Genomic DNA, 19,509 nt, shown 5'->3' with positions numbered 1-19,509 from the left:
TGAACGGCGCACTCAACTCCGGCAGGTCGGCTTCGCGCAAAACGCGCATACGGGAGAGATCGCGCTGGGGAATCATCAACGGCTCCGGATTATATCGAGTTCATCGGGCTCGACGTTGAGTCGGATGCGCCATCGGGCCAGCATCCTGCCCTCATTGGGAAACAGGGCATCAAGACGCTGATAGGTCGGCGTCAGCCGCGCGCGCAGCCGCTCCAATGCGGCTGCGTCGGCCAGTCCGTAAAATTCCAGAAGATAGCCCAGGCGGCGGATCACCGCGCCAACGCCGAGGCGAAGCGCGTATTCGATCATCAGTTCGACCCGCAGTGTATCGCGCCTCATCCAGAGGCCCTTGGCGACCTCCGTGACACCACCGACATATTGCGGATGGTAGAGACCATCGATGATGGTACGCTCGGGATCGCTGACCCTGACCTGCTCCTCGGATGTGATCCAGATCTCGGTCAGACCGAAGAAATTCTGCGGTTTGACGTCGACGAAGCGGAACTCATATCCGTGGATGTGCTGCGGGCGCAGCCGTTTGGTGCAGGAGACGATGATGGCCAACTGCGGTTGGGTGACCATGCGGTGCAGCTCGAGGGCGCTGCCGTGGGAGATGAAGTAGTCCGCATCGCCAACCAGTGTTCTTGCAATGAGGTAAGGATCGCTCACATGCTCGGTGTCACGGCCCCGCTCGAATGGCACCAGATTGTAGAGGCCAGGCTTGAGACGCGTGACGATGCCGCGCGCTTCCGTGTTTGCGACGAGGCTGCGTGCCGATGACGGGCTCAGACCTGTGATCTCGGTGACGTCCGCGAGCGAAAAGATCGGCCGACGGCGCTCGTTCAATTCGACGATCAGCTGGGCGGCACGAGGTCCAAGCGTCTTGAGATTATATCCTTCGCGCAATTTGAGCCTCTAAGTGCGATGTATGGCGCATTCGATATAACGACAATTATATTCTCTGGCAAGATTGTTGTGCCTTGCAGGACGCTGCGCGCAAACAGTATACATCCGGCAGGCTTGGGGTTAGGCCGCTCGCGGTTTATCAATCATGATAAATTCTCGGCCCACGCGAACAAACGTGGCGGTTCTTAGAGCAGTAGCCGATCGCTTCTCGGTCACCGAGACCGGCTGCGTTCTTGGGGCTTGGGCTCGCGCCCTGGACGAGGGATGGGGGGCGTGGCTGGGTCACGGCCGCGGACGACATCCTGCCTGACGATCGGGGAGGCGTCCTTGACCATTGCCGGGCGGATGTTCCGTCCCGCCGCGATATGCGCATCGAGCTGCGTGCGGGCGACGGTCATCACACGCGCAACCGCCTCGGGGTTGTCGAACAACGTCCGTCGGATCACCGCTTCCATCACGCGCATCTGACTATCGGCCGCACGATCATTCGGCGTGGTGCCACGATCGCCGCGCCGGGCATCCGACCGTTCCAAACCATTGCCATCGCTCCGCCGACTCATTCCGGATGACCCGCGGACAGCATCGAGATCACGGACTGCTGCCATGGGCGCAATCGTATTACGGCTCGTCTCTCCGCGGAGCCGGTCGAGCTCCTGGAGATCGCGATCATTGGGCTTGTAGCCACGTACCTCCAGCCCCTTCTGACTGGCCTCGATCCAGATCGATCGCCGAAATTCTTCCGATCCCGTGACGTGAATCCGATCCCAATTGCGGTGTTGGGCAATCGCCACCAGATCCTTGACGACCTCCTGGCTCTCCGTCGCCGTGACCAGACGCCGGCCCTGATCGCGAAATGCCGGATCCTTCGCTTGTGCCGTCGTGAAAAAGGCGGGTTCGCCCGACCATTTCGCCTTGTCCGCATAATAGCGCTTCCGCACGCTGTCGGGCACATCGCCCGCCTCGAGGGAATGCACCTTGGGCGCGTTTTGCGGCGTACCAACAGCGCTAGCATGATCAGGCGCTTCAGTGGGACCGTCTTTCAGTCCCCTAGGCGAGGACTTTTCAGGCGCAGCCGGCCCAGGCGCCTGCGCCTTGCGCCGTTCGGCGTCATCGATGCCAACGCTGTTGGTAATCGTCCGCGCCGCGCCCGATTGCTTGCGATCATTCTCTGCCATGGTCATGCCTCTCGGTCACAAATGCTGGAGATTGGGCGCCGGCACCCACCGGCTCGAGAACGGCCCGGGCCGTCATCGCCGTGACAAATGCAATAGCGGCCTGTTCGTCGCCGGGCGGTGGTAGATCCACCATGTTGCCGAGCACCAACATGTCATCCGTGATTTCGGCAAAGCCTGACAGTTCGTCATCGGTCAACGCGCGCGAGCTGGGTTGTGCCTGCTCCGCTACCGCAATCGCTGGACGGTCGTTCAACAGAACAGCCCGCTTCGCGCTCAGGGCCAGCGCTAACGGATCACTGCTGATCGCCTCGCCGGCCAATTTGGCGGCGGACGATACGGCATTGATCGCGATCGGACGGGACGCGACCTTGGGCGGGTCACTGATCCGGCTCGTGAAGCGCTTCGAGCGGAAATACTCGATCTTGCGGCCCCTGACGGGGGGAATGCCGCCGCGCATCAACAGAAGGTCGCCTTTGGGCATCTGCATCAGTTCCTGAGGCATCATCAGCGCGCGGCGCTGGTCTGATTCCGATATGCTGCGGTTGGCGAGCAGGCCATGAATTGTCCGGCTTTTCGATTTGACGTTCATCGTGAAAAAGCCGAGCCGCTCGGACAGTTCGTTGGCGACCTTCAGCTCCTTGGGTGTGAATACGATCTCGAGACCGCAGTTGGCGATGATCTCGTCTGTGACGTCCACGCCATAGATACCGCGCGGCTGGGATCGGCTCTGGATGACTGGCAACAGGCGAAGCCCGTAGCCTGCAACATAGGAAAAAGCCGACGCGATGACCGGTGCCTTGCCGAGGCGGGCGAACTCATCGAGCAAAATGAGCACCGGCACGCGGCCACCATTTTCAGGCAGTTCCCGCGTATTCAGGTCGATCAGCTGCTGGAGGAAGAGGTTATAGACGGGCGCGATCCGGTCTATATTGTCGGGCGACACGCCAAGATAGATCGATATCCGCTCGCGGCGGATCTGGCGCAGATCGAAATCGGTCTCCGACGTCGCGGCATCCACATAGGGATTGAGCCAGAGATTGAGCTTCGAGGTGATCGTCTGCTTGATGCCTGAAAAGGTGTTGTCGGACGCGGAGGTGAAGTCGCTTAGCGCCGAGACACAGGCCTGGCTCAGCCGTTGGCCGCGGCGCTGGGCCTCTTCGACGACCTTCGGCAGTTCGATTTTCGGATCGCCCGTCGTCAGTCGCCGATAGATTTCGCCGATCGTGAAGGGGAGGGCGGGATTGGCCGCGACAAGGGCGCCGACGCCGACAAAGGCGGCGCGCGCCGCTTCCGCCCAGAACGGATCGGCCTTTTCCGGGGCCGGAAACAACATGCCGCCGATCTTCTGGAGTTCATTGATCACATCGGTGTCGTCGAGCCGGTCGATGAAGCTCAAGGGATTGTAGCGGGCGCTTCGCCCTTCGGGATCGAGCGGATCGAACAGATAGACGGCTTGGCCATGCCGTGCGCGAAAACCAGCGGTGATGTCCCAGTTCTCGCGCTTCACGTCGAGCACCACCACCGAGTCTGGCCAACTCAGGAGATTGGGGATCACCACGCCGACGCCCTTGCCGGCGCGCGTCGGTGCCTCGAGCAAGACATGTTCGGTGCCGCCGAAAACGAGATAACGGCCGCCTTTCTGCCCGACGATGATCCCACTGTTGCTGCGCAGATGTTCGCGCCGGATCTCGCTTTCACGCGCGAACCGCGCCTCGCCATGGAGCGTGCGCCCCCGCTTCAGGATGATAAGCAGGATGACGAAAGCGATGGCGCCGGCAACCAACGCACCGCGCTCCAGCCACAGATGCAGAAGCGGATCGCCGCGGTAATACCAGAGCCATGCGGGTATCGCCGAGATCTGCATGTGCGGGCCGATCTGGTTGAGGCCGACCAGTGCGACCAGCACCGCGCACAAGGCACATGCCAAAAAGGTTGCCGCGAGCATCCCCGCGACGATCGCGACCTTAGTGAGCGGTCGCGCGTCCGACAGGCGGGTCAAAATACACCTCCTCGACTTCGAATTTTCCGGCGCGCTTGCGGGTCTGGACGACGACGTCGACGAGCATGTGCAACAGCCCACGGATATCGTCGCGGGCCAGATCGCGTCCGCCCTCGGACTCCTTCACCAGCAGGGTAAGCTGCTCGAACGCACCCATGGCCGAGCCGGCATGGACGGTCGTAATCGAACCAGGATGGCCCGAGTTCACATTGCGCAGATAGAAAAAGGCCGTCCCGTCGCGCAGCTCCTGCAGGAGGATGCGATCGGGCCGCATGCGCAGCGCACTTTCGAGCAGCTGCTTGGGGCCGACCTTCGCCAGGCCCTGTCGCTCGCTCGAATAGACCATATGCACGACATTGCGATGCTCGACGACGAGCTCGCGCGTATCCTCGATCGTGAGCAGCCGCTCGTCGGGCGGGATCAGCTGGATCAGCGCCTTGGCGAAGGTGGTTTTGCCGGAGCCGGTCGCGCCGCTCACCAGGATGTTCTTGCGGGCCGCGACGGCGGTCCTGAAGAAAGCCGGCCAGTCGCCGGCGTCGCGCTGCGCGACCAATTGGGCATCGACCTCGCCGAGGCCGCGGGCGGCCGAGCGTGTCGCGGTGAACAAACCTGTCTGGGCGAGTTGATCGATCGCGAGATTGACGCGCGAGGGCTTACGCACCGTGAAGGATGGTGCGCCAGTCGGCGTCACCGACGGAATGACGATCTGGCAGCGCTCCCCGCCCGGCAAAATAGTCGAGCAAATCGGGGTCTCGGCATTGACGTCCTGTCGCGTAAAACTTGCGGCCGCGACGGCCAGCGTCGCCAGCCAGTCGCTGTCGAGTTCGGCGACGCTATGCCAATGCCAACCGCGATGATCCTCGATACCGACTTCGCCGGGCTTGTTGATCACCAGTTCGGTGACCTCGACCGGTTCCAGCAGCGGCAGGATCGGCGCGAGATAATGGCGCAGGACGGCGGTATCGCTCATCCTCAGCGCCGCAACTCGAGATTGTAGACGTCGGCGAAGTTGAAGTCCTTGGCCACGAAGATCCCGACCTCCTCACCCTGGTTCTTCTTCAGCACCGGTCGGATGTTGATGCTGTTCTGGAGCGCGATGCTCGCCCCCTCGCTTGGGGTCCGGGTCGTGTTATTGAAGTTATTGCTGCCACCGGAGACGGATTGCCCCGCGATATAGGCGGCGTCATCGACAAGCGAGAGCAGCAACGCGCTGCCGAAGCGCGCCCAGAAGAAGGTGTCCACGGACCCGGCGATGCCGGCGCGGCCAAGGGCGTCCGACCCCGGCGAAGCCAGGTCGATGCGCACGCCCTGCGGCGTGACGGCGCGCGTCCACAACACGAACAGGCGGTTCTGCCCTTGCTGGATGCCGCCATGATATTCGCCGAGGACTTTGGTGCCCTTCTCCATCAGCACGACGCGGCCATTCTCCGAATAGACATCGCGCGGTATCAGGCACGAGGTGTAGCCTGGCTGCGCCGAATTCATCGCTGTCTGGAGGATGCAAGGTATCAGCGTGCCGGCAGTGACGAGATAGTTGCGGTTGGGCAGCATCGAGGCCCGTGCCTCGCCGACAGCCGAACTCTGTCGAAGCGCGTCGAGCGCGTTGGGTGCGCCTCGAGCGGTCGTATCGCTTGTACCGTCGGCGGCGCCGTCCGGACTGGTGGAAGTGCCACCTGGGCCACTTCCACCCGGCGACGGCTGTAGCGCATCGCGCCCTCCATAGGCGATCAATGTCGATCGCCGTGCCTGATCGGCCAGGTTCTGGCGCGTATTCTGCGGTGCGCCCGCCGGCGCTGCACCCGGTTGCATGGCAGGAACGATCTGTCCGTCAGGGCCAACGCCCTGCGCGCCAGGTGGAGGATTGATGACCGGCGCGTTGGGATCGGCGGTGATCGCGCCGAGCGGCTTGGGTTTCGCCGCGACGGCATCATACGCGATGGTCTCGCGCGCTGCCAGATCGGGACGTTTGGCCATCGACTCCGGTTTGCCCATCAGGCTGCCGGCATTATTAGCGCTTGGCCCCGAGTTGACCCACAAGATGCCGAGGACCATCGCCGTTCCCGCGAAAATCAGTGCGGTATTCCGCTTTGCCGGTGTCATCCCACCGATCGGATCGATGCCGCGCTCGCGGATGATTTCGTCTCGTTCAGGTGTTGGATCGCCCTGCGGGCGACGAGGGGCCTCGGCCGCAGTCTCGTCCATCGCGCTCACTCCTTCGGGTCTTGTATGGTGCGTTCGACATGCGGCGACGCTGTGTTGGTGCCGTGATCGACGCCGTAGGGTGTCGGCGCGAGATTATAGATGCACAGCACCTCCCGGTTCCGGCGCAGGCGCAGTTGAGCCGCCACGGCGTGGACGACGACGAACTCGTCCCGGACATCGAATGGGACCAAAGTCTCCGAACCGTCCGGGCGAACGAGATAAATCGCCGGGATTTCGTGGTTGCCGGGAAAGCGCAGGACCGTGAACTGGCCGTTGTCGGAGATCTCCGACGGCTGAAGATCGCTCGCACCCTGGACCTTGTAGTTCAGATTGCGTGGTCCATCGATGACGCCGTGGTCAAGGGCTCCCCGAACGGCGCTCGCCTGCAATGCGGCGACGCGCTGTGCTTCTTGCGTCGCGCGCATGCGGGCGGCACGATCAGCATCATCGCGCGGGTAGCGAAACCGAACCTGGAAGAATGTATCGCGGCTACCGCTGCCGATCGGTCCCCGGCGTGCTGTCAGTTCGAAGGCATAGTTGCGCAGCTCACCCCCGCGATTGGTCGTGACGATGAGGTTGGTCGGTCCCGCCCGCTCACGGGGCTTCAGGAACAGAATGTGACCGGCAACCGCCACTTCCCAGGAGACGGTGTCGCCGAGCGCGACATGTTCGATCGTCTCGTCGGCGCCGAGCACCACCTGGGTCGCCGTCCGGAATGTGCCGACGATCCGGTAGACCTGGGTCTCCTGATATTCGACGAACTTCACGCGTGGATCCGCCGGCCCACCGCGCGGAGTGTCCTCCGCGATCGCTGGTGTCGCGATAATGGCGAGAAGGCTCGCTAGCGGAAGGAGGCGGTTCATCGAACCACCTCGGGGTCCGCGCGGTAATTCTCGACCTGGAACCCCAATGGGTTGCGATAGCGGTCGCCCTCCGCCATCGGCGCGTTCGTGTACCGGAAGGTGACCGTCGCGATCCAGTCGCTGCTTTGCGTATCGGTGTCGGTCTGCACTGTTCGCGTGAAGCGGACGTTGGCGACACGATCGTTGATGAACGCAATATTCCGCACGCGGGCCTGGACGACCGCACCCTTGCCCCACACGACCTGTGGACTCGCGGCGTTGTTCGAGCTGAAAAACCGGCCCCAGCGTTGCTGCTCGCCTGGTTCGGACAGGATAGTGACAGCCCGGAAATTCTCTTCGGCCGCCGCCGGCAACCAGCTCTCCCGGGTTCGAACATATTGCGCGAGGAAAAATTTCGTGACTGCCTCGTCGTAGCGCATCGGCTTCTGGGTGACGGTGGTTTGCACGTCGACCGCGCCCGTCGTTTGGTTGACCCGAATGATGTACGGCATGACCGTTTTCAACGGGGCAAGGCCCGCGAGTGCGAAGCCCTCCGCGGTCGCGGCAAGCAGGCCCAGGCCGGCCACGACCCAAGCGATGCGTTCGGACCGTAACGATTTGCGCTGACGGTCCTGATCCCAGGATCGGGCATGGCCGAAATAGAGTTCGGCGTCCTTGGTCGGCACGCCTTTGGTCTGCTTCCGCATGATCAGCAACTTCCATAGGTGCTGGGAGCCGCTCGCGCCGATGTCTTCTCGGACAGGGGAACGGGCGGGGGCGGTGTGCCGCGATCAGCGGGTTGCTTGATCTGCGGCACGGGTGGTGGGGCAGGGGGCGCCACCACGGCGGGGATCGGCGAGCCCGGCAGAACGCTCCCGTAGATGTTCACGTCGCGCAGGTGCTTGCCATTGCAGACGGGCAGCTTCTTCGGCCCGGAGGCACCTTGGGCGAGCGCTGGGAGAAGGGCGATGACGACGGCCGATCGTCGGAGCGCACGGATTGTCGTGGATGGCCTCGTCATTGGGTGTTCCTTCCTCATGCGCGGCTCACCGCACCGCCGCGCTGAGCGGCCCGTTCGAGATTGCGACTGTTGCGAGCGATGCGGCGTTGCTGGAACGGTGCCGCCATGGACCCCCACGCAGAGCCGGCGAAAGCGCCGATGCCGGCGGACGCGCCCCCGGCAATGCCGGTCGCGATAGAGGGGGCCTGAAAGAAGAAAATCGTTCCCAAGAAAATATAAACGGCGAACAGCACCGCACCCAAGGCGGCGTCTCCAACACCTTCGGATGCGGTAATCGCGGTAGCACCAAGGTCAGTGATCAAGGCCGTGATCGCGATGATCACTGCCATCAGCACAATGAAGTTGAAGGCCTGCCCGAGCCAGCCGTGGAATAGCCTTTGAGTGGTCTCGAAGAGCGAAAGGGCGATGAAGATCGGTCCGAGCGCGATGATGATGGCCAGCGCCACCTTCGCGAAAACGGTGATGGAAAAGCCGATCGCCGCAGATAGTCCGGCAAGCGCTTTAAGACCCAGGCTCAAGACGTACAAAACGAGCTTGTATGGGTTGATATCGCTGTAGGTTGCCGCCTCGGTCTCGATCCTCGCGATAATAACGTCACACTGGCTGAAATAGTCGTCGAACACGTTGCCAACACTTGTGACGGTGTGCCCCGCCAACGCCTGCGAGATCGCATCAGGCATGCCGTGAAACAGGGGATTAGTTACCCACTCCGTGTATGCGACCGTTGTGGCCGCAACGTAGAGCAAACACAGTTTCACCATTCGGTAGACAAGCTCGCCCCAAGGCTCGCTGACGATGCCGCGCATCACCATGTAGCCGAACAGCGCGATATAGATGACCAAACCAAGCGCGAGTGGGCCGCGCATAACCTCGATGACATTGTTCAAGCGCTCGTTGAGGAACATGTCGAGCTTGCCGTCGATGTTGGTGTAGAGAGTGGTGAAGAGCCCGTCGGCCATCTCATCTTTCCATCACGGTCAATGGGCCGGCGACAGCGAGCGCAGCTTTTGATCAAGCGTCTTCACACTCTCTGCGTTTGAGCATTCCTGTGCGTCGCGATGCGTGCCATCGGCGCACGCCTTCAGGACTTCCGCGAGCTCTTGGGGGTGGGCTTTGAGGTAATCCTTTCCGCGCGCGGGGGGTTGGCACGCGACCAGAAATGCCGGGACCAAAAGCGCGAATGTCTTGAAGATGGTTGCCTTCATTGATGGAGGCTCCCAAGCTTTCTTGCTAAGATTTGCTCGCTCTCCTGCTGCGATCGAATCCGCTGCTCCGCTTGCTGCCTCATTGTGAGAGCCTGAAGTTGCACTGCGTCGTTCTGGATATGAGCATTTTCCACGCCGACACGGGCTTGGATATCCATCACGTCCTTCGCGTCTGACGCGGTGTCGAGCGACGAGCGCAGTTCCTCGAGACCCGTCGTCCGCTGGGCGGTGACGCCATACGCTGCCTCGGCAATGGCCGCGTCGCGCGCCGCCATGTCACCATTTCGGGAGATGGAATCGCGGTTCGAGCGCTCGAAAGCCGTCGCATCCGGGCGCAGCTCGGGAAGCTCGACACGGTTGCTTCTACGGATCCGATCTGCGGCGGTCCCAAGGCTACCGAGGCCTGTGGTGTCGGATGACATGAGGCGCTGAATATCCCGTGCTTCGCTCGGCAAGAGGTGGCGAACAGCATCGGTGTTCAGGGACGAGGCAATCTGATTGACGTTCGTCAGCTTGTTGACGCTGTTGTAGAGCTCGGTTGCCTGCGAAATCTGCTGTTTGCCCTGCTCGATCATCGACAGCGTGTTCTTCACCGTCGAGAGCGTCTGCAGGAAGGTACTGGAGTCATAGACCGGAATGCCTTGCGCGAACGCCGGCATGGACATTGCCAGTCCGCCGACAATCGCGAGCGCTCGAATTGCTATCATGACCTTATCCTTTCCTTCTGGTGGTGACCCGACGGCGCTCGTGAAAGACGGGCAGCCAGTCGCTGGGATCGTCGCCATGTTCGCGGCGAACCTGATCGAGGATTCCAACGGTTTCGGTGGTGCCCGAGAGGACGGCCAGTTCGTCGGACAGGCCGCCGAGATCGAGTTCCACGACTATGGAATCGTGCCCCTGCTTGACCAGAAACCGCCGGCTTTCGGGGATCAGATCGTTTCTGATGAGTTTGAACTCGGCGCGGGTGAGGCCAAGCCCATCGATATAGTCGACCTCCCGGCCGTGGGGGTTGGGCAAGAGGATCTTGGTGGCGACCTGCTCCATGATGCTATGCGAGATGTCCGAGCGCAGCGCGTCGGCCGGGCTTTGCGTGCCGAAGACCAGAAAGGCATTTTGCTTCCGGTAGGTCTTGAGGCCATCCTGCGCGAAGGCGCGGAACGCGTCGTCGCCCAGCGCCTTCCAGAACTCGTCGATGTCGATTACGAGGCGACGGCCATCGAGCAGCGCATCGACCCGGTGGAACATGTACATCATCAGCGGGGTGCGGATCTCGGGATTGTCGAGGAAATCCGTCATGTCGAAACCGATGAACCGGGCTTCGAGCGTCAACTCATCGCGGTCATTATCGAACACCCAGCCAAGCGCTCCGCCGCGCGACCATTTCTCAAGCCGCGCGCCGATACCTTCCGGATCGCGCTGCCCGAGCAACTGTCGCAGCGCGAGGATGGACCGCTCCTCCGGGGGAAGGCGTCCGATCGAGAGGATGCCCTCGTCAATCATCCGCTCCTGCGTGACGCCGAGCTGGGTGCCCGAGGGGGTCACCAGATGCCGGATCAGCCTGCCGAGGAAGACGATGTTGCCCGGGTTCTGCTCGAGCGCGCGGAGCGGCGCGAAGCCGGTCGGCACGCCGTTGCGCAGCGCCAGATACGTACCACCGGATGACCGCACATAGATCTCGGCGCCTCGGTCCTTGTCGATGAAGATCTGCTGCGCGCCCGTTTTCTCGAGTTGCGCCATCAGAAAATTCTGGACGACAGTCTTGCCGCCTCCCGACGGACCGATGATCAGCGTGTGGCCAAGATCGTTCACATGAAAATTGAAGTAGAAGGGCGACTGAGCCGCGGTCTTCATCAACGCGATGGCAGCACCCCAATGGTTGCCCTCCGCCTTGCCGGCAGGAAAGGTGTGAAAGGGGGAGAGTGCGGCGAAATTGCGTGACGTGATCGCCGCCGGCCGCGCACGCCACGCAAAGTTGCCCGGCAGCTGCGACCAGAAAGCGGCTTCCAGCGCCGGGCCTTCCCGCGCCGAGACCAGACCGGCATCGGCGAGCGCGGCCCGTGCCGTCGAAAGATTCTCGGCCAGGCGTTTCTGATTTTCACCGAAGACCGCGAGCGAGAAATGATGCTCGCCCAGGACAAAGCGATTGCTCTGCAGATCGTCGGCCGCGTCGGCCAGCTCAAGCGCCTGGCTTGCAGCGGCATCCTCGGTCGATGCCATCTGGTTCTGACGCCGCCGCAAGCGCTCGGAGGCCCGCGCCTTGCCCATGAACGCAAAGGACTGCGTGACGACGAACGCGAAATCCTGGCTGAGGAGCGCGTTCATCTGGCCGGGTCGCGTCATGGCCGGATATTCGCGGATACCGAACAGGCCGACGAAGCGGCTCGTATCATGCGCGCGCACCTCGACCGTCTCGCGGCCGAAGATAACGCGTTCCCCATAGATGGCGGAACCAAGATGGCCGCGGACCAGCGGCACCCTGCCGGCGCGGCCCATCATCACCAACTCGAGAACCTCGAGCGGTTGGGAAAACATCAGGCCATTATGCTCGTAGAGGTGCAGACGTTGGGGTCGGCAGCGTGCGAGGAGCTTCTCGATATCGCGCGCCTTGTCCTCGAAGCGTGCGAGCTCGTCTTCGTCGACTTCGGTCCCTTCCTTGCGCGCCGACGCCAGACGGCGAAGCAGCACGCCGGTGCGGTCGGCCGATCCCACGGACGGGCGCATGATCAGGGTGAGGTACAGTTCGTTGACGAACATCCGTTTGGCAGTGACCCGTGCACGATATTTTGCATCGAGATCGGCCGCAAAGGCCGAGCGGAACTCGCCTTCGGGATAGTCCGTGATCGGCCGGCGAACGATATGGGTCCAGATCGCGAGGCGGTCGTCGGCAATATTGCGCAGCGTACCGTTGAGCTTCTCATGCCAGTCGTTGAGATGGACAGGGTCGGCGGTTTCGAACGCCATTCCTTCGAGCTTGAACATCATCATGAGGTCCCGCCCGTCGAGCGCAATGACGTTCTCGTCGATATGGCGCGCATAGGGCAGGTAACGCGCCGGATCGGCCTCTTGTTTGAGGATCCGCCAGGGCGTGCGGGCTGTCGCTCCGCTCAATGAGCTGGCCCGGCTAGCCACGCGCGAAGCCCGGGCGCTTCGCGCCCTCGATCGGCAGGGGGGAGTAAGAGCTGCCGCCCCACCAGCCGCGGTTGCGGCAGCGCGCCTTGGTCGTGGTCCACAGCCACAACAGGCGAAAGGCGTTGGCGTCGTGCCGGACAATCAGTCGAGCAATGGCCAGAAACGCACCGGCCAATGCGAAAGCGTAGAGCGGGTTGCCGGTGATGATGAGGGTCAGGCACGCTGCCAGCGCGATCGGCAGTGACGCCTCGATCGGAACGCCCAACCACATCGTTGGTCGGGTCACGGCCAGGAAGAGCGTTTCTTCCCTGAGCTTTTCGTCGTCCATCGCGGCGCACTCACGCGCCGCCGGTGATGGTATCGACGATCCACTGCGCGCTGAACACGATGAAGATGCCGACGATGACCGTCACGAGCAGACCGAGGCTTGCACGGCCCGTGAAGAACATGAAGCCGACGATGACGACCGCGATCACCGCGATCGTCTTGGCAAATGTCCCGGTCAGCCAGGTCTTGATATTCTCGGCCATCGACGTGACGCCGTCGGCGGCCTGGGCATGCGCGGGGTCGCTCAGCAGCATCGAAACCAGCATCGCGGCGACGATGAGCGCCAGCGTCTGGACGAAAGCGCGGCGACGTGGCGGCAGCCAGGTGGATAAGGTCGAAGCGGAAATTGTCATTCGGTCGGTCCTTCTCTCGATGGCGGTGTCCCGTCGCCAAACACCATCGTCGAGGCGGTTTGGGCGCGCGCGGTGATGTCCCAGGACCGCGGTGCTCTCGCCGGCCCCTGCGCAATGCGAGGCTCCTGGATTGGCGTCTCGGATGCGGGTCTAGGAGGGGGTGGAGGGACCGAGCCTGCGCCAGTTGGCGCTAATCCCCTGATCGCGGGAATGATGACCGCAGAGCTCGCATAGACTCTCGCCACATAACCGTTGCCAAAGCCACGGGCCTGGCTTCCGGTATTGTACATCGAAAGAGCAACGGCGATCGCGCGATCGGACGAACCCTGGGTGCGCGCCGCGTCAAGAAAATTGCTCGACAGAACCCGCGCTGCGGCGGCGAGATTGCGACAGGGATCGAATGTGTCCTCGACCGAAAGGCCCAGCCATCGAAGATTGGCGCTGTTGATCTGCCCGAGGCCGAGGTCAATATTATATCCCTTTGCGATCAACGATCGGGCGATTCGGGCGGCCGCCGCAGGCGTCGCGGGTATTTCGGGTCGGACGCCGCGGGCGTTTACGCCGATGGCCAATGTGTCGAACTTGCTTTCGGCATGCACGACGGAAAGCAGTGTTTCCGGTGCGACCGAAGGCGCGCACTGCTGCGCGAGGGCGACGACGCTGGCCAGTTGCAGGATCATTGTGAACCCATTCCGGCTGGATCCGGGACCGGCGTCAGGCGCTCGATATTGGCCAGCGAATAGGTTTGTTGCCGACCATCTGCAAACGTCATCACGACACGGCGGCGGGTGGCTGAGTCGCGGTCGTAAACCCTGGTCCTCGCGACACCGCCACCGCTACAGCCGGGAAAAGAGCCGCCGGTCGCCAGCTTTTGCAAAAGCTTGGTCACCGGGGGGATGCACGCGCCATATTGCGTCGCACCGCCCGGATTTGAGATGCAGAGCAGAACCTGGCAACCAAGATCATTGGCTCGCGCCGGAACCGTATGGGCGGACATCACCACGAACGGCACAGCAAGGGCAATGCGCAGGCGCTGCATCTGATTTCTCCGCTTTTCAGCGCCGCTGCATTAAAAATGCGCCGACCACTCTCCGTTGAAAATCACCTCTCTTTTGAACCCGCCCCGGCATTTTCGAGCAATCCCCCCACAAGGGGGGGAGCGCGCTGGAATCAGCTTTTCCTCGATGCTGGACGTAACCGGCGCTGACCTTCCAGGAACTCCTCAAGCGCTGCCGCTTGATCTGGACGGAGGGCATCGATCGCGCCGAGATGGTCGAGGCGCTCATCCCCAAGCAGAATAGAGGGGCATCGCCCTTCGTAATTCCCAAGATTGGGTCTGTGCTGCTGATAGCCGATCAGTGCGGCCAGGCTGGGTGCGAACGTGCGCGCCACTTCAGGCGGATACACCAGCCATTGATTTTCGTACGGCTTCAGCCACCCCAGGCAGTAGCTTACGATCATGCCGCGACGCACATCGCATGACTGGTTGCCGCCAGCGCCGTGAAGCGTCGAACCGAGAAAGACAATCGCAGATCCCGGGCTGCATTCCACGGCAACCGGCTTCTCGGGAGGCTCCGGATTCAGCGCATTTACGGCGTGACTGTTCGGCCAGATCAGGGTCGTCCCATTGTCAGCCCGATAGTCGGTGAACGGCCACATCACGTTGATCAGATATTCGATTTCTCCGGTCTGGCCGCCCCACATATCCTGATCCCGGTGTGGAAATTGCGGCAGGGCACCCGGGTGCAGTTCAAGTGCCTGGGCGAGATTGAGCTGGATCGTGTCACACCACGTGCCGAGCACGGCCTGTGCCATCTCAATGATCTGCGGGTGCTGGATGAATGCCGGCGCATGTCGGGATCGTTTGAGCAGACTCCCGAACCGCTTGGTGCGGGCACCATAAAATCCGCCTTCACAGAACGGCGTTGCATCAAAGTGAGGCGCAAGATCTGCCGCCAGCAGGGCGACGTCGCTCACTGGCATCAGGTTCGGCACGACGCAAAAACCCTCCGCCAACAATGTCTCGCAGAGCGAACGATGCGGCTCAGACCCGAGCGTCGCGGATGCTATTTTCGTTGCCATATCATGATCTCCCAATTCTCAGGCGGCAGCGCGGTCGAGATCCATCAGCTGGATCGGCGTGAAGATGCCGGATTGGCGCAGCAGGCCCGGTGTGGCCGGCGAAATCTCTATCCGCATCGCAGACAGGCCGCAGCCGGCGCTGCTCGGCATACCGAGCGGGAGACATTGCCAACCAAATGCGAGGATCTGCTGAAACCATGCCCACTCAGCAACGCCGGTATATGTCGTGATGCCATTGCAAAGGGCATGTTCGACCAGAGCGGACACAAGACGATTGCGGGTCGCAAGTCGCTCGCGAGCCTTGAGCCTTCGCGCCAAACAAAAGCGCGTAATCTCGCGGACCCTCGGTCCTGCTGGCGGAATATCGTCGCACAGGTAGGGGAAAATTGTGTCGAGGATGTGCGGTCGGTCCGTCCGAAGCAGGCGGGCAGATCCGCAATGCTCGCCTGTCCCGTCGGTCACGACAATATAGGTCGCTTCGTCGTCATCGAACTGGTCGATCTCATATCGACCGGCGAGAACCGGAATGTCCCAGCCAAGCAGATCAACAAAGACCCGCTTGCGCTCCTCAAACATCGAGCGAAACACGCGGTCGCTCAATGCCTGCTCAATACCATTACGAACAACAACCATAACGCACCTCCTCGTGAGAGGTGGTCAATCGAGCAGTTTGCAATGAGCTGCGTTATCCCCAGAACTGGGGAGATCAGCGCCGGAGAATGTCGGTGAAGCTGATGGCTCCGTCGAACAGCGCCCGAATGGCGAGCATCGTTCGCTTTGTCACTCCGTAACGGTCGCGGGCGTCTTTCAAATGCTGGGTTACCGTTTCAACCCCGACACCAAGGATCCTGGCGATCTCCCAATCGGTCTTTCCCCGCGCGACAAGCGCCACGCATTCTGTCTGCCGATCGGTGAGTTGCGGGGCAGGCGGGATGGGCGCGATGCCCGATCGGGCTATCTTGCGGGCGGCCTCAAATGCAAAACTGCCCACGAGCTGGACCAGCGGCAATTGCGCATCCTCCAGTTCCTCCCCGGTGCGCATGGCAAAAGAGCAGGATCCGTTCGCCTCGCCTGGGATATGGGCGGGGATTGTAAATCCGTCGCCGAGGCCGGCTGTGCGAGCGGCAGCGAGTACGGCGTGATCGCGCGGGTTCAAGGTGATCAGCGTTGCTACCTTCGACCAGGCGAAGCCTACGGTCGTGGTGTGGCTGGCGCGATGTATCGGGTCGGCCGCATACAGCCGACCCTCTTCGAACGCGTCGACCCAATCTCGAGGATAGCTGACGAGGCGAACGATGGTGCTGCCAGGGGTCAGTAAATCGACGTGATGCACCAGCGCAAAATATCGAAAGCCCATCGCTGCCGTGATTTCTTCAACAGCCTGCATGAGAGCATGAGGGGTGGTAGCGGCACGAGCCACGGTGCAGAATGCCTGCACTTCGGCAAGGGTGATCATGAACCGCCGATCTGCTTGTGCTACACGAGAGCCTCAATATTGAGATGGCCATCGCGAACGGCGCGAAGCACGAGCTGCGTTCGACGGCGGACGCCATAACGTCGGCGCGCGCCTTCGACATATTCGTGGACCGTGTCGCGGCTCAGCCCCAGAATCTGGCCAATTTCCCAGTCGCTTTTTCCTTGTGCCACGAGATCGAGGCAGTCGATCTGGCGAGGACTGAGCGCTATCGGTACGTTGGCCAGCTCGGGACCCAGGAGGGTACGAGCCCGGTCGAAGGCAACCGTGCCAACCAAACGGGCCGAAAGAAGGTCCGGGCTTGAAATCATCTCGTCGCCTTGACGCGCCACCGTGAATATCGCGTCGGGCTCGTCGCGCATCCTGATCGGCATGGTGAACCCAGCTGCCAGTCCGTGCGCGCGACCCCGCTCCAGGATTGATAGCTGGCGCGCATTGGGCGCGATGAAGTCCCCGATCTGATCCCAGGTGAGCCCGGAGACAGTCTTGGCACAGGCGGCGTGGACCGGATCCTCCATATAGAGGCGTGCATCCATCACCTCCTCGATCCAGCGCACCGGATAGGTGGTTATCAGGAGAGCTTTGCGGGTGGTCCGTTTCAGATCGACGTTATGCACCAATGCGAACCAGCGGAACCCGAACTGACGCACGATCGCATCGAGCTTGGATTTGAGTTGTTCTAGGGTCGTCGCCTGCCGGCATTCTGCTTCGAACGCAGTGATGTCACCCAAGCGACCGGCATCTTTCAAACTTCCCATAATGAGAACGGTTCGCATTTCGATTACGGCGTCGTCTAGCCACCACTCGGCGAAGCCATTGAAAAACAAGACCGGCTGCCTCTAACGTCCGACTCCCCCTAAGAAATGCACAGGTCGTCTTTAGTTGGCGTCGCCTGGCATGATGGTGAAAGGGCGCGCGTGACACTTTACCCTCGGGCAAAGTGTCACAGCCGACAAAATGATGAAATCTGCTGCAAAGGGGGATTCACTTCACCCCCTATATGTGCTTGATTCAATCCCGTTATGTTGCACGCTCCGATCATTGGCGACGGCCGCCCGCAACTCGATATGCCCTGCTTGCTGGAGATGCTTGCGCGGTCCTCGTCTCGACCGCGCTACGCTTTCATGGTGCTCAACCTGATTGCACAGGTTTCCCGATCCGACGGCAGCGCGGGGCCGTTGGTGGCCAAGGACGGCGGCCTCATTCCCCTGCGTGACTGGCTTTGTGATGCGCTTACCCCGATGGGGCAGCGTGACCCCAGGCGCGTTGCCTTGGAAGAGCGGATACGCAGCGATCTGGCAATGTCAGGCGCATTGCCCGCCAACGTCGATCAGGCCACGGCAATCATCGACGACGCCATACGTGAGCAAGTGCGAGCGTCGGGAAAAACGAATGTAAGCCGGGCGGTATCCGAACTTGTGCGGGCTGGCTTGCTCAAGCGGCACTATCAGGGCTATTGTGTCGATCATCATAATCGCGGTGCGCAGCGCCAAGCCGTCTATATTTTATCAGGGTGCGCGCGCGGTCTGATCGGCGGTCGCCAGGAGCAGCCGAGAGCGGTGCCAAGGCAGACGGAACTGGCGTTCTAATCGCCCCGGAGTTGGCCAAATTTAACATAACCATTATTATCGGTCTAAATATTTTGGTCTGGTGGATTCTATTTCGAAGTGCGAAATCCTAGGTTTTATAAGGGTTTGATCCCTTTTCCAGGAAGGCACGCAATGAACGGCTATCAGCATCTGGGTTTGGACGAGCGGCGCGACATTTATCGATTGGCAGCAACCGGACGGTCAGCACAGCAAATTGCTGACGCGCTGTGTCGGCATCCTTCGACGATTTATCGAGAGCTCAAGCGCAACCGCCATCTGGATGAGAATCCGCTGTTTCGCGGCTATTTTCCGACTGTCGCACAGACCATGGCGCGCGGGCGTCGAGTTCGTGGCGGGAAGATCGCTCGCCAACCGGAACTCGCCGCTTATATCGCTGATCGCTTGTCGGCCGCCTGGTCGCCAGAACAGATTGCGGGTTACCTGCGGCGTCATCGGGGCAACCGGGAGGCGGTGTGCCACGAGACCATTTACCAATATGTCTATGGACCTGATGGACGCCACCAGAAGCTGTGGCGCCATCTTCCCGTTGCCCGCCGTTCTCGACGGCAGCGCTACGCTCGTAAGCCACGCGGTCTCCATATTCCTGTGGCCAATACGATCGGCGCACGTCCGCAGGAAATTGCGGATCGCAGCAGCTTCGGACATTGGGAAGGCGATCTCCTGATCTTCCGGAGAGAATATGGCAAAGCCAACCTCACCTCGCTGGTCGAACGCTGCAGCCGCTTCACCTTCCTCGCGCGTAATCCGAGCCGACATTCTGCCGGTGTCATGGCCGGGATCGATCGGCATTTGCGCGGCATCCCCCCTTCCCTCCGGCGTAGCATCACCTTTGATCGCGGCACGGAATTTGCGGCTTTTGCGACACTGCGAAACAGGCTCGGCGTCACCAGTTATTTCTGCTTACCGTCCGCGCCCTGGCAGAAAGGCGGCGTGGAAAATTGCAATGGCCGAATACGGCGCTTCCTGCCCTCCAACACCGACATTGCGCTCCTGTCGGACAAAGAGATCCAGGCCGTCGCCGATCGCCTCAACAGCACACCCCGCAAGTGCCTGGGCTATCGCACCCCGCACGAGGTCCTGGGAGAACAGATCGCCCTCCTCAAGGCCGGATAAATTTTGCCATCCGGGGTGGGGCTCGCCCCACCCCGGATGAAATGCTACGCATCACCTCGGGTGTCGCGCTT

At 61.7% G+C, this 19,509-nt stretch carries 22 protein-coding genes; 2 read left to right on the top strand and 20 right to left on the bottom strand.

Annotated features, from left to right (window positions below):
- Window positions 1-75: 75 nt before the first annotated feature.
- From VVT58_RS23475 to VVT58_RS23380, 20 genes are all read right to left on the bottom strand, one after another.
- Window positions 76-906 (bottom strand): type IV toxin-antitoxin system AbiEi family antitoxin domain-containing protein, encoded by an 831-nt coding sequence (locus VVT58_RS23475; protein WP_021243505.1) that lies wholly within the window; start codon window positions 904-906, stop codon window positions 76-78.
- Between the two features lie 212 nt (window positions 907-1,118).
- A complete protein-coding gene (locus tag VVT58_RS23470) occupies window positions 1,119-2,081 on the bottom strand; it encodes an LPD7 domain-containing protein (protein ID WP_021243506.1) in 963 nt (320 codons plus the stop codon).
- The gene (locus VVT58_RS23465) at window positions 2,068-4,026 is read right to left on the bottom strand and encodes a type IV secretory system conjugative DNA transfer family protein (protein WP_040602500.1); all 1,959 of its coding nucleotides are present in this window, start codon (window positions 4,024-4,026) and stop codon (window positions 2,068-2,070) included. Before VVT58_RS23465 ends, VVT58_RS23470 begins: the two co-directional genes overlap by 14 nt.
- Window positions 4,027-4,045: 19 nt before the next feature.
- Window positions 4,046-5,050, bottom strand: coding sequence for a P-type DNA transfer ATPase VirB11 (gene virB11, locus VVT58_RS23460; protein ID WP_021243508.1), 1,005 nt, complete (start codon window positions 5,048-5,050; stop codon window positions 4,046-4,048).
- A 2-nt stretch (window positions 5,051-5,052) separates the two neighbouring features.
- On the bottom strand, window positions 5,053-6,282 hold the full coding sequence (gene virB10, locus VVT58_RS23455) for a type IV secretion system protein VirB10 (RefSeq protein WP_021243509.1): 1,230 nt from the start codon (window positions 6,280-6,282) through the stop codon (window positions 5,053-5,055).
- Between the two features lie 5 nt (window positions 6,283-6,287).
- Entirely contained in the window at window positions 6,288-7,145 is an 858-nt protein-coding gene (virB9, locus tag VVT58_RS23450; protein WP_021243510.1) for a P-type conjugative transfer protein VirB9, read from the bottom strand.
- Window positions 7,142-7,831: a virB8 family protein gene (locus VVT58_RS23445; protein ID WP_031290488.1), complete on the bottom strand. Its 690-nt coding sequence runs from the start codon at window positions 7,829-7,831 to the stop codon at window positions 7,142-7,144. The genes virB9 and VVT58_RS23445 overlap by 4 nt, the downstream gene beginning before the upstream one ends.
- A gap of 2 nt (window positions 7,832-7,833) precedes the next feature.
- A complete protein-coding gene (locus VVT58_RS23440; RefSeq protein ID WP_081659627.1) occupies window positions 7,834-8,145 on the bottom strand; it encodes a hypothetical protein in 312 nt (103 codons plus the stop codon).
- Between the two features lie 14 nt (window positions 8,146-8,159).
- The gene (locus tag VVT58_RS23435) at window positions 8,160-9,104 is read right to left on the bottom strand and encodes a type IV secretion system protein (RefSeq protein WP_021243512.1); all 945 of its coding nucleotides are present in this window, start codon (window positions 9,102-9,104) and stop codon (window positions 8,160-8,162) included.
- Window positions 9,105-9,122: 18 nt separating this feature from the next.
- Window positions 9,123-9,350 carry an EexN family lipoprotein gene (locus VVT58_RS23430; protein WP_021243513.1) on the bottom strand — a complete coding sequence of 76 codons (228 nt, stop codon included), beginning with the start codon at window positions 9,348-9,350 and terminating at the stop codon, window positions 9,123-9,125.
- Window positions 9,347-10,057: a type IV secretion system protein gene (locus VVT58_RS23425; protein WP_021243514.1), complete on the bottom strand. Its 711-nt coding sequence runs from the start codon at window positions 10,055-10,057 to the stop codon at window positions 9,347-9,349. Before VVT58_RS23425 ends, VVT58_RS23430 begins: the two co-directional genes overlap by 4 nt.
- A gap of 4 nt (window positions 10,058-10,061) precedes the next feature.
- On the bottom strand, window positions 10,062-12,479 hold the full coding sequence (locus VVT58_RS23420) for a VirB4 family type IV secretion/conjugal transfer ATPase (protein WP_150426755.1): 2,418 nt from the start codon (window positions 12,477-12,479) through the stop codon (window positions 10,062-10,064).
- Window positions 12,472-12,807, bottom strand: a complete 336-nt coding sequence (locus VVT58_RS23415; RefSeq protein ID WP_021243532.1) for a type IV secretion system protein VirB3 — start codon at window positions 12,805-12,807, stop codon at window positions 12,472-12,474. The genes VVT58_RS23420 and VVT58_RS23415 overlap by 8 nt, the downstream gene beginning before the upstream one ends.
- Window positions 12,808-12,817: 10 nt before the next feature.
- Window positions 12,818-13,159 carry a TrbC/VirB2 family protein gene (locus tag VVT58_RS23410; RefSeq protein ID WP_021243531.1) on the bottom strand — a complete coding sequence of 114 codons (342 nt, stop codon included), beginning with the start codon at window positions 13,157-13,159 and terminating at the stop codon, window positions 12,818-12,820.
- Window positions 13,156-13,839, bottom strand: coding sequence for a lytic transglycosylase domain-containing protein (locus tag VVT58_RS23405; protein ID WP_021243530.1), 684 nt, complete (start codon window positions 13,837-13,839; stop codon window positions 13,156-13,158). Before VVT58_RS23405 ends, VVT58_RS23410 begins: the two co-directional genes overlap by 4 nt.
- A complete protein-coding gene (locus VVT58_RS23400) occupies window positions 13,836-14,198 on the bottom strand; it encodes a hypothetical protein (RefSeq protein WP_021243529.1) in 363 nt (120 codons plus the stop codon). The genes VVT58_RS23405 and VVT58_RS23400 overlap by 4 nt, the downstream gene beginning before the upstream one ends.
- 131 nt (window positions 14,199-14,329) lie before the next feature.
- Complete coding sequence (locus VVT58_RS23395; protein WP_021243528.1) at window positions 14,330-15,241, bottom strand: phytanoyl-CoA dioxygenase family protein; 912 nt, start codon at window positions 15,239-15,241, stop codon at window positions 14,330-14,332.
- A gap of 18 nt (window positions 15,242-15,259) precedes the next feature.
- Window positions 15,260-15,874 (bottom strand): acyl-homoserine-lactone synthase, encoded by a 615-nt coding sequence (locus tag VVT58_RS23390; RefSeq protein ID WP_031290506.1) that lies wholly within the window; start codon window positions 15,872-15,874, stop codon window positions 15,260-15,262.
- Between the two features lie 73 nt (window positions 15,875-15,947).
- Window positions 15,948-16,697: a LuxR family transcriptional regulator gene (locus VVT58_RS23385; protein ID WP_031290504.1), complete on the bottom strand. Its 750-nt coding sequence runs from the start codon at window positions 16,695-16,697 to the stop codon at window positions 15,948-15,950.
- Between the two features lie 20 nt (window positions 16,698-16,717).
- Window positions 16,718-17,473, bottom strand: coding sequence for a LuxR family transcriptional regulator (locus VVT58_RS23380; RefSeq protein ID WP_031290502.1), 756 nt, complete (start codon window positions 17,471-17,473; stop codon window positions 16,718-16,720).
- A 264-nt stretch (window positions 17,474-17,737) separates the two neighbouring features.
- On the opposite strand from VVT58_RS23380, the gene VVT58_RS23375 reads away from it, so the two are divergent.
- Together VVT58_RS23375 and VVT58_RS23370 are read left to right on the top strand one after the other, a co-directional pair.
- Window positions 17,738-18,304, top strand: coding sequence for a hypothetical protein (locus VVT58_RS23375; protein WP_021243524.1), 567 nt, complete (start codon window positions 17,738-17,740; stop codon window positions 18,302-18,304).
- Between the two features lie 132 nt (window positions 18,305-18,436).
- Complete coding sequence (locus tag VVT58_RS23370) at window positions 18,437-19,438, top strand: IS30 family transposase (protein WP_061934287.1); 1,002 nt, start codon at window positions 18,437-18,439, stop codon at window positions 19,436-19,438.
- Window positions 19,439-19,509 lie beyond the last annotated feature (71 nt).

The organism is Sphingobium sp. SJ10-10, from assembly GCF_036038995.2.
GTDB lineage: Bacteria > Pseudomonadota > Alphaproteobacteria > Sphingomonadales > Sphingomonadaceae > Sphingobium.
Note: the sequence above shows the minus strand (reverse complement) of the source record. Positions and strands in the feature narration are given on the sequence as shown.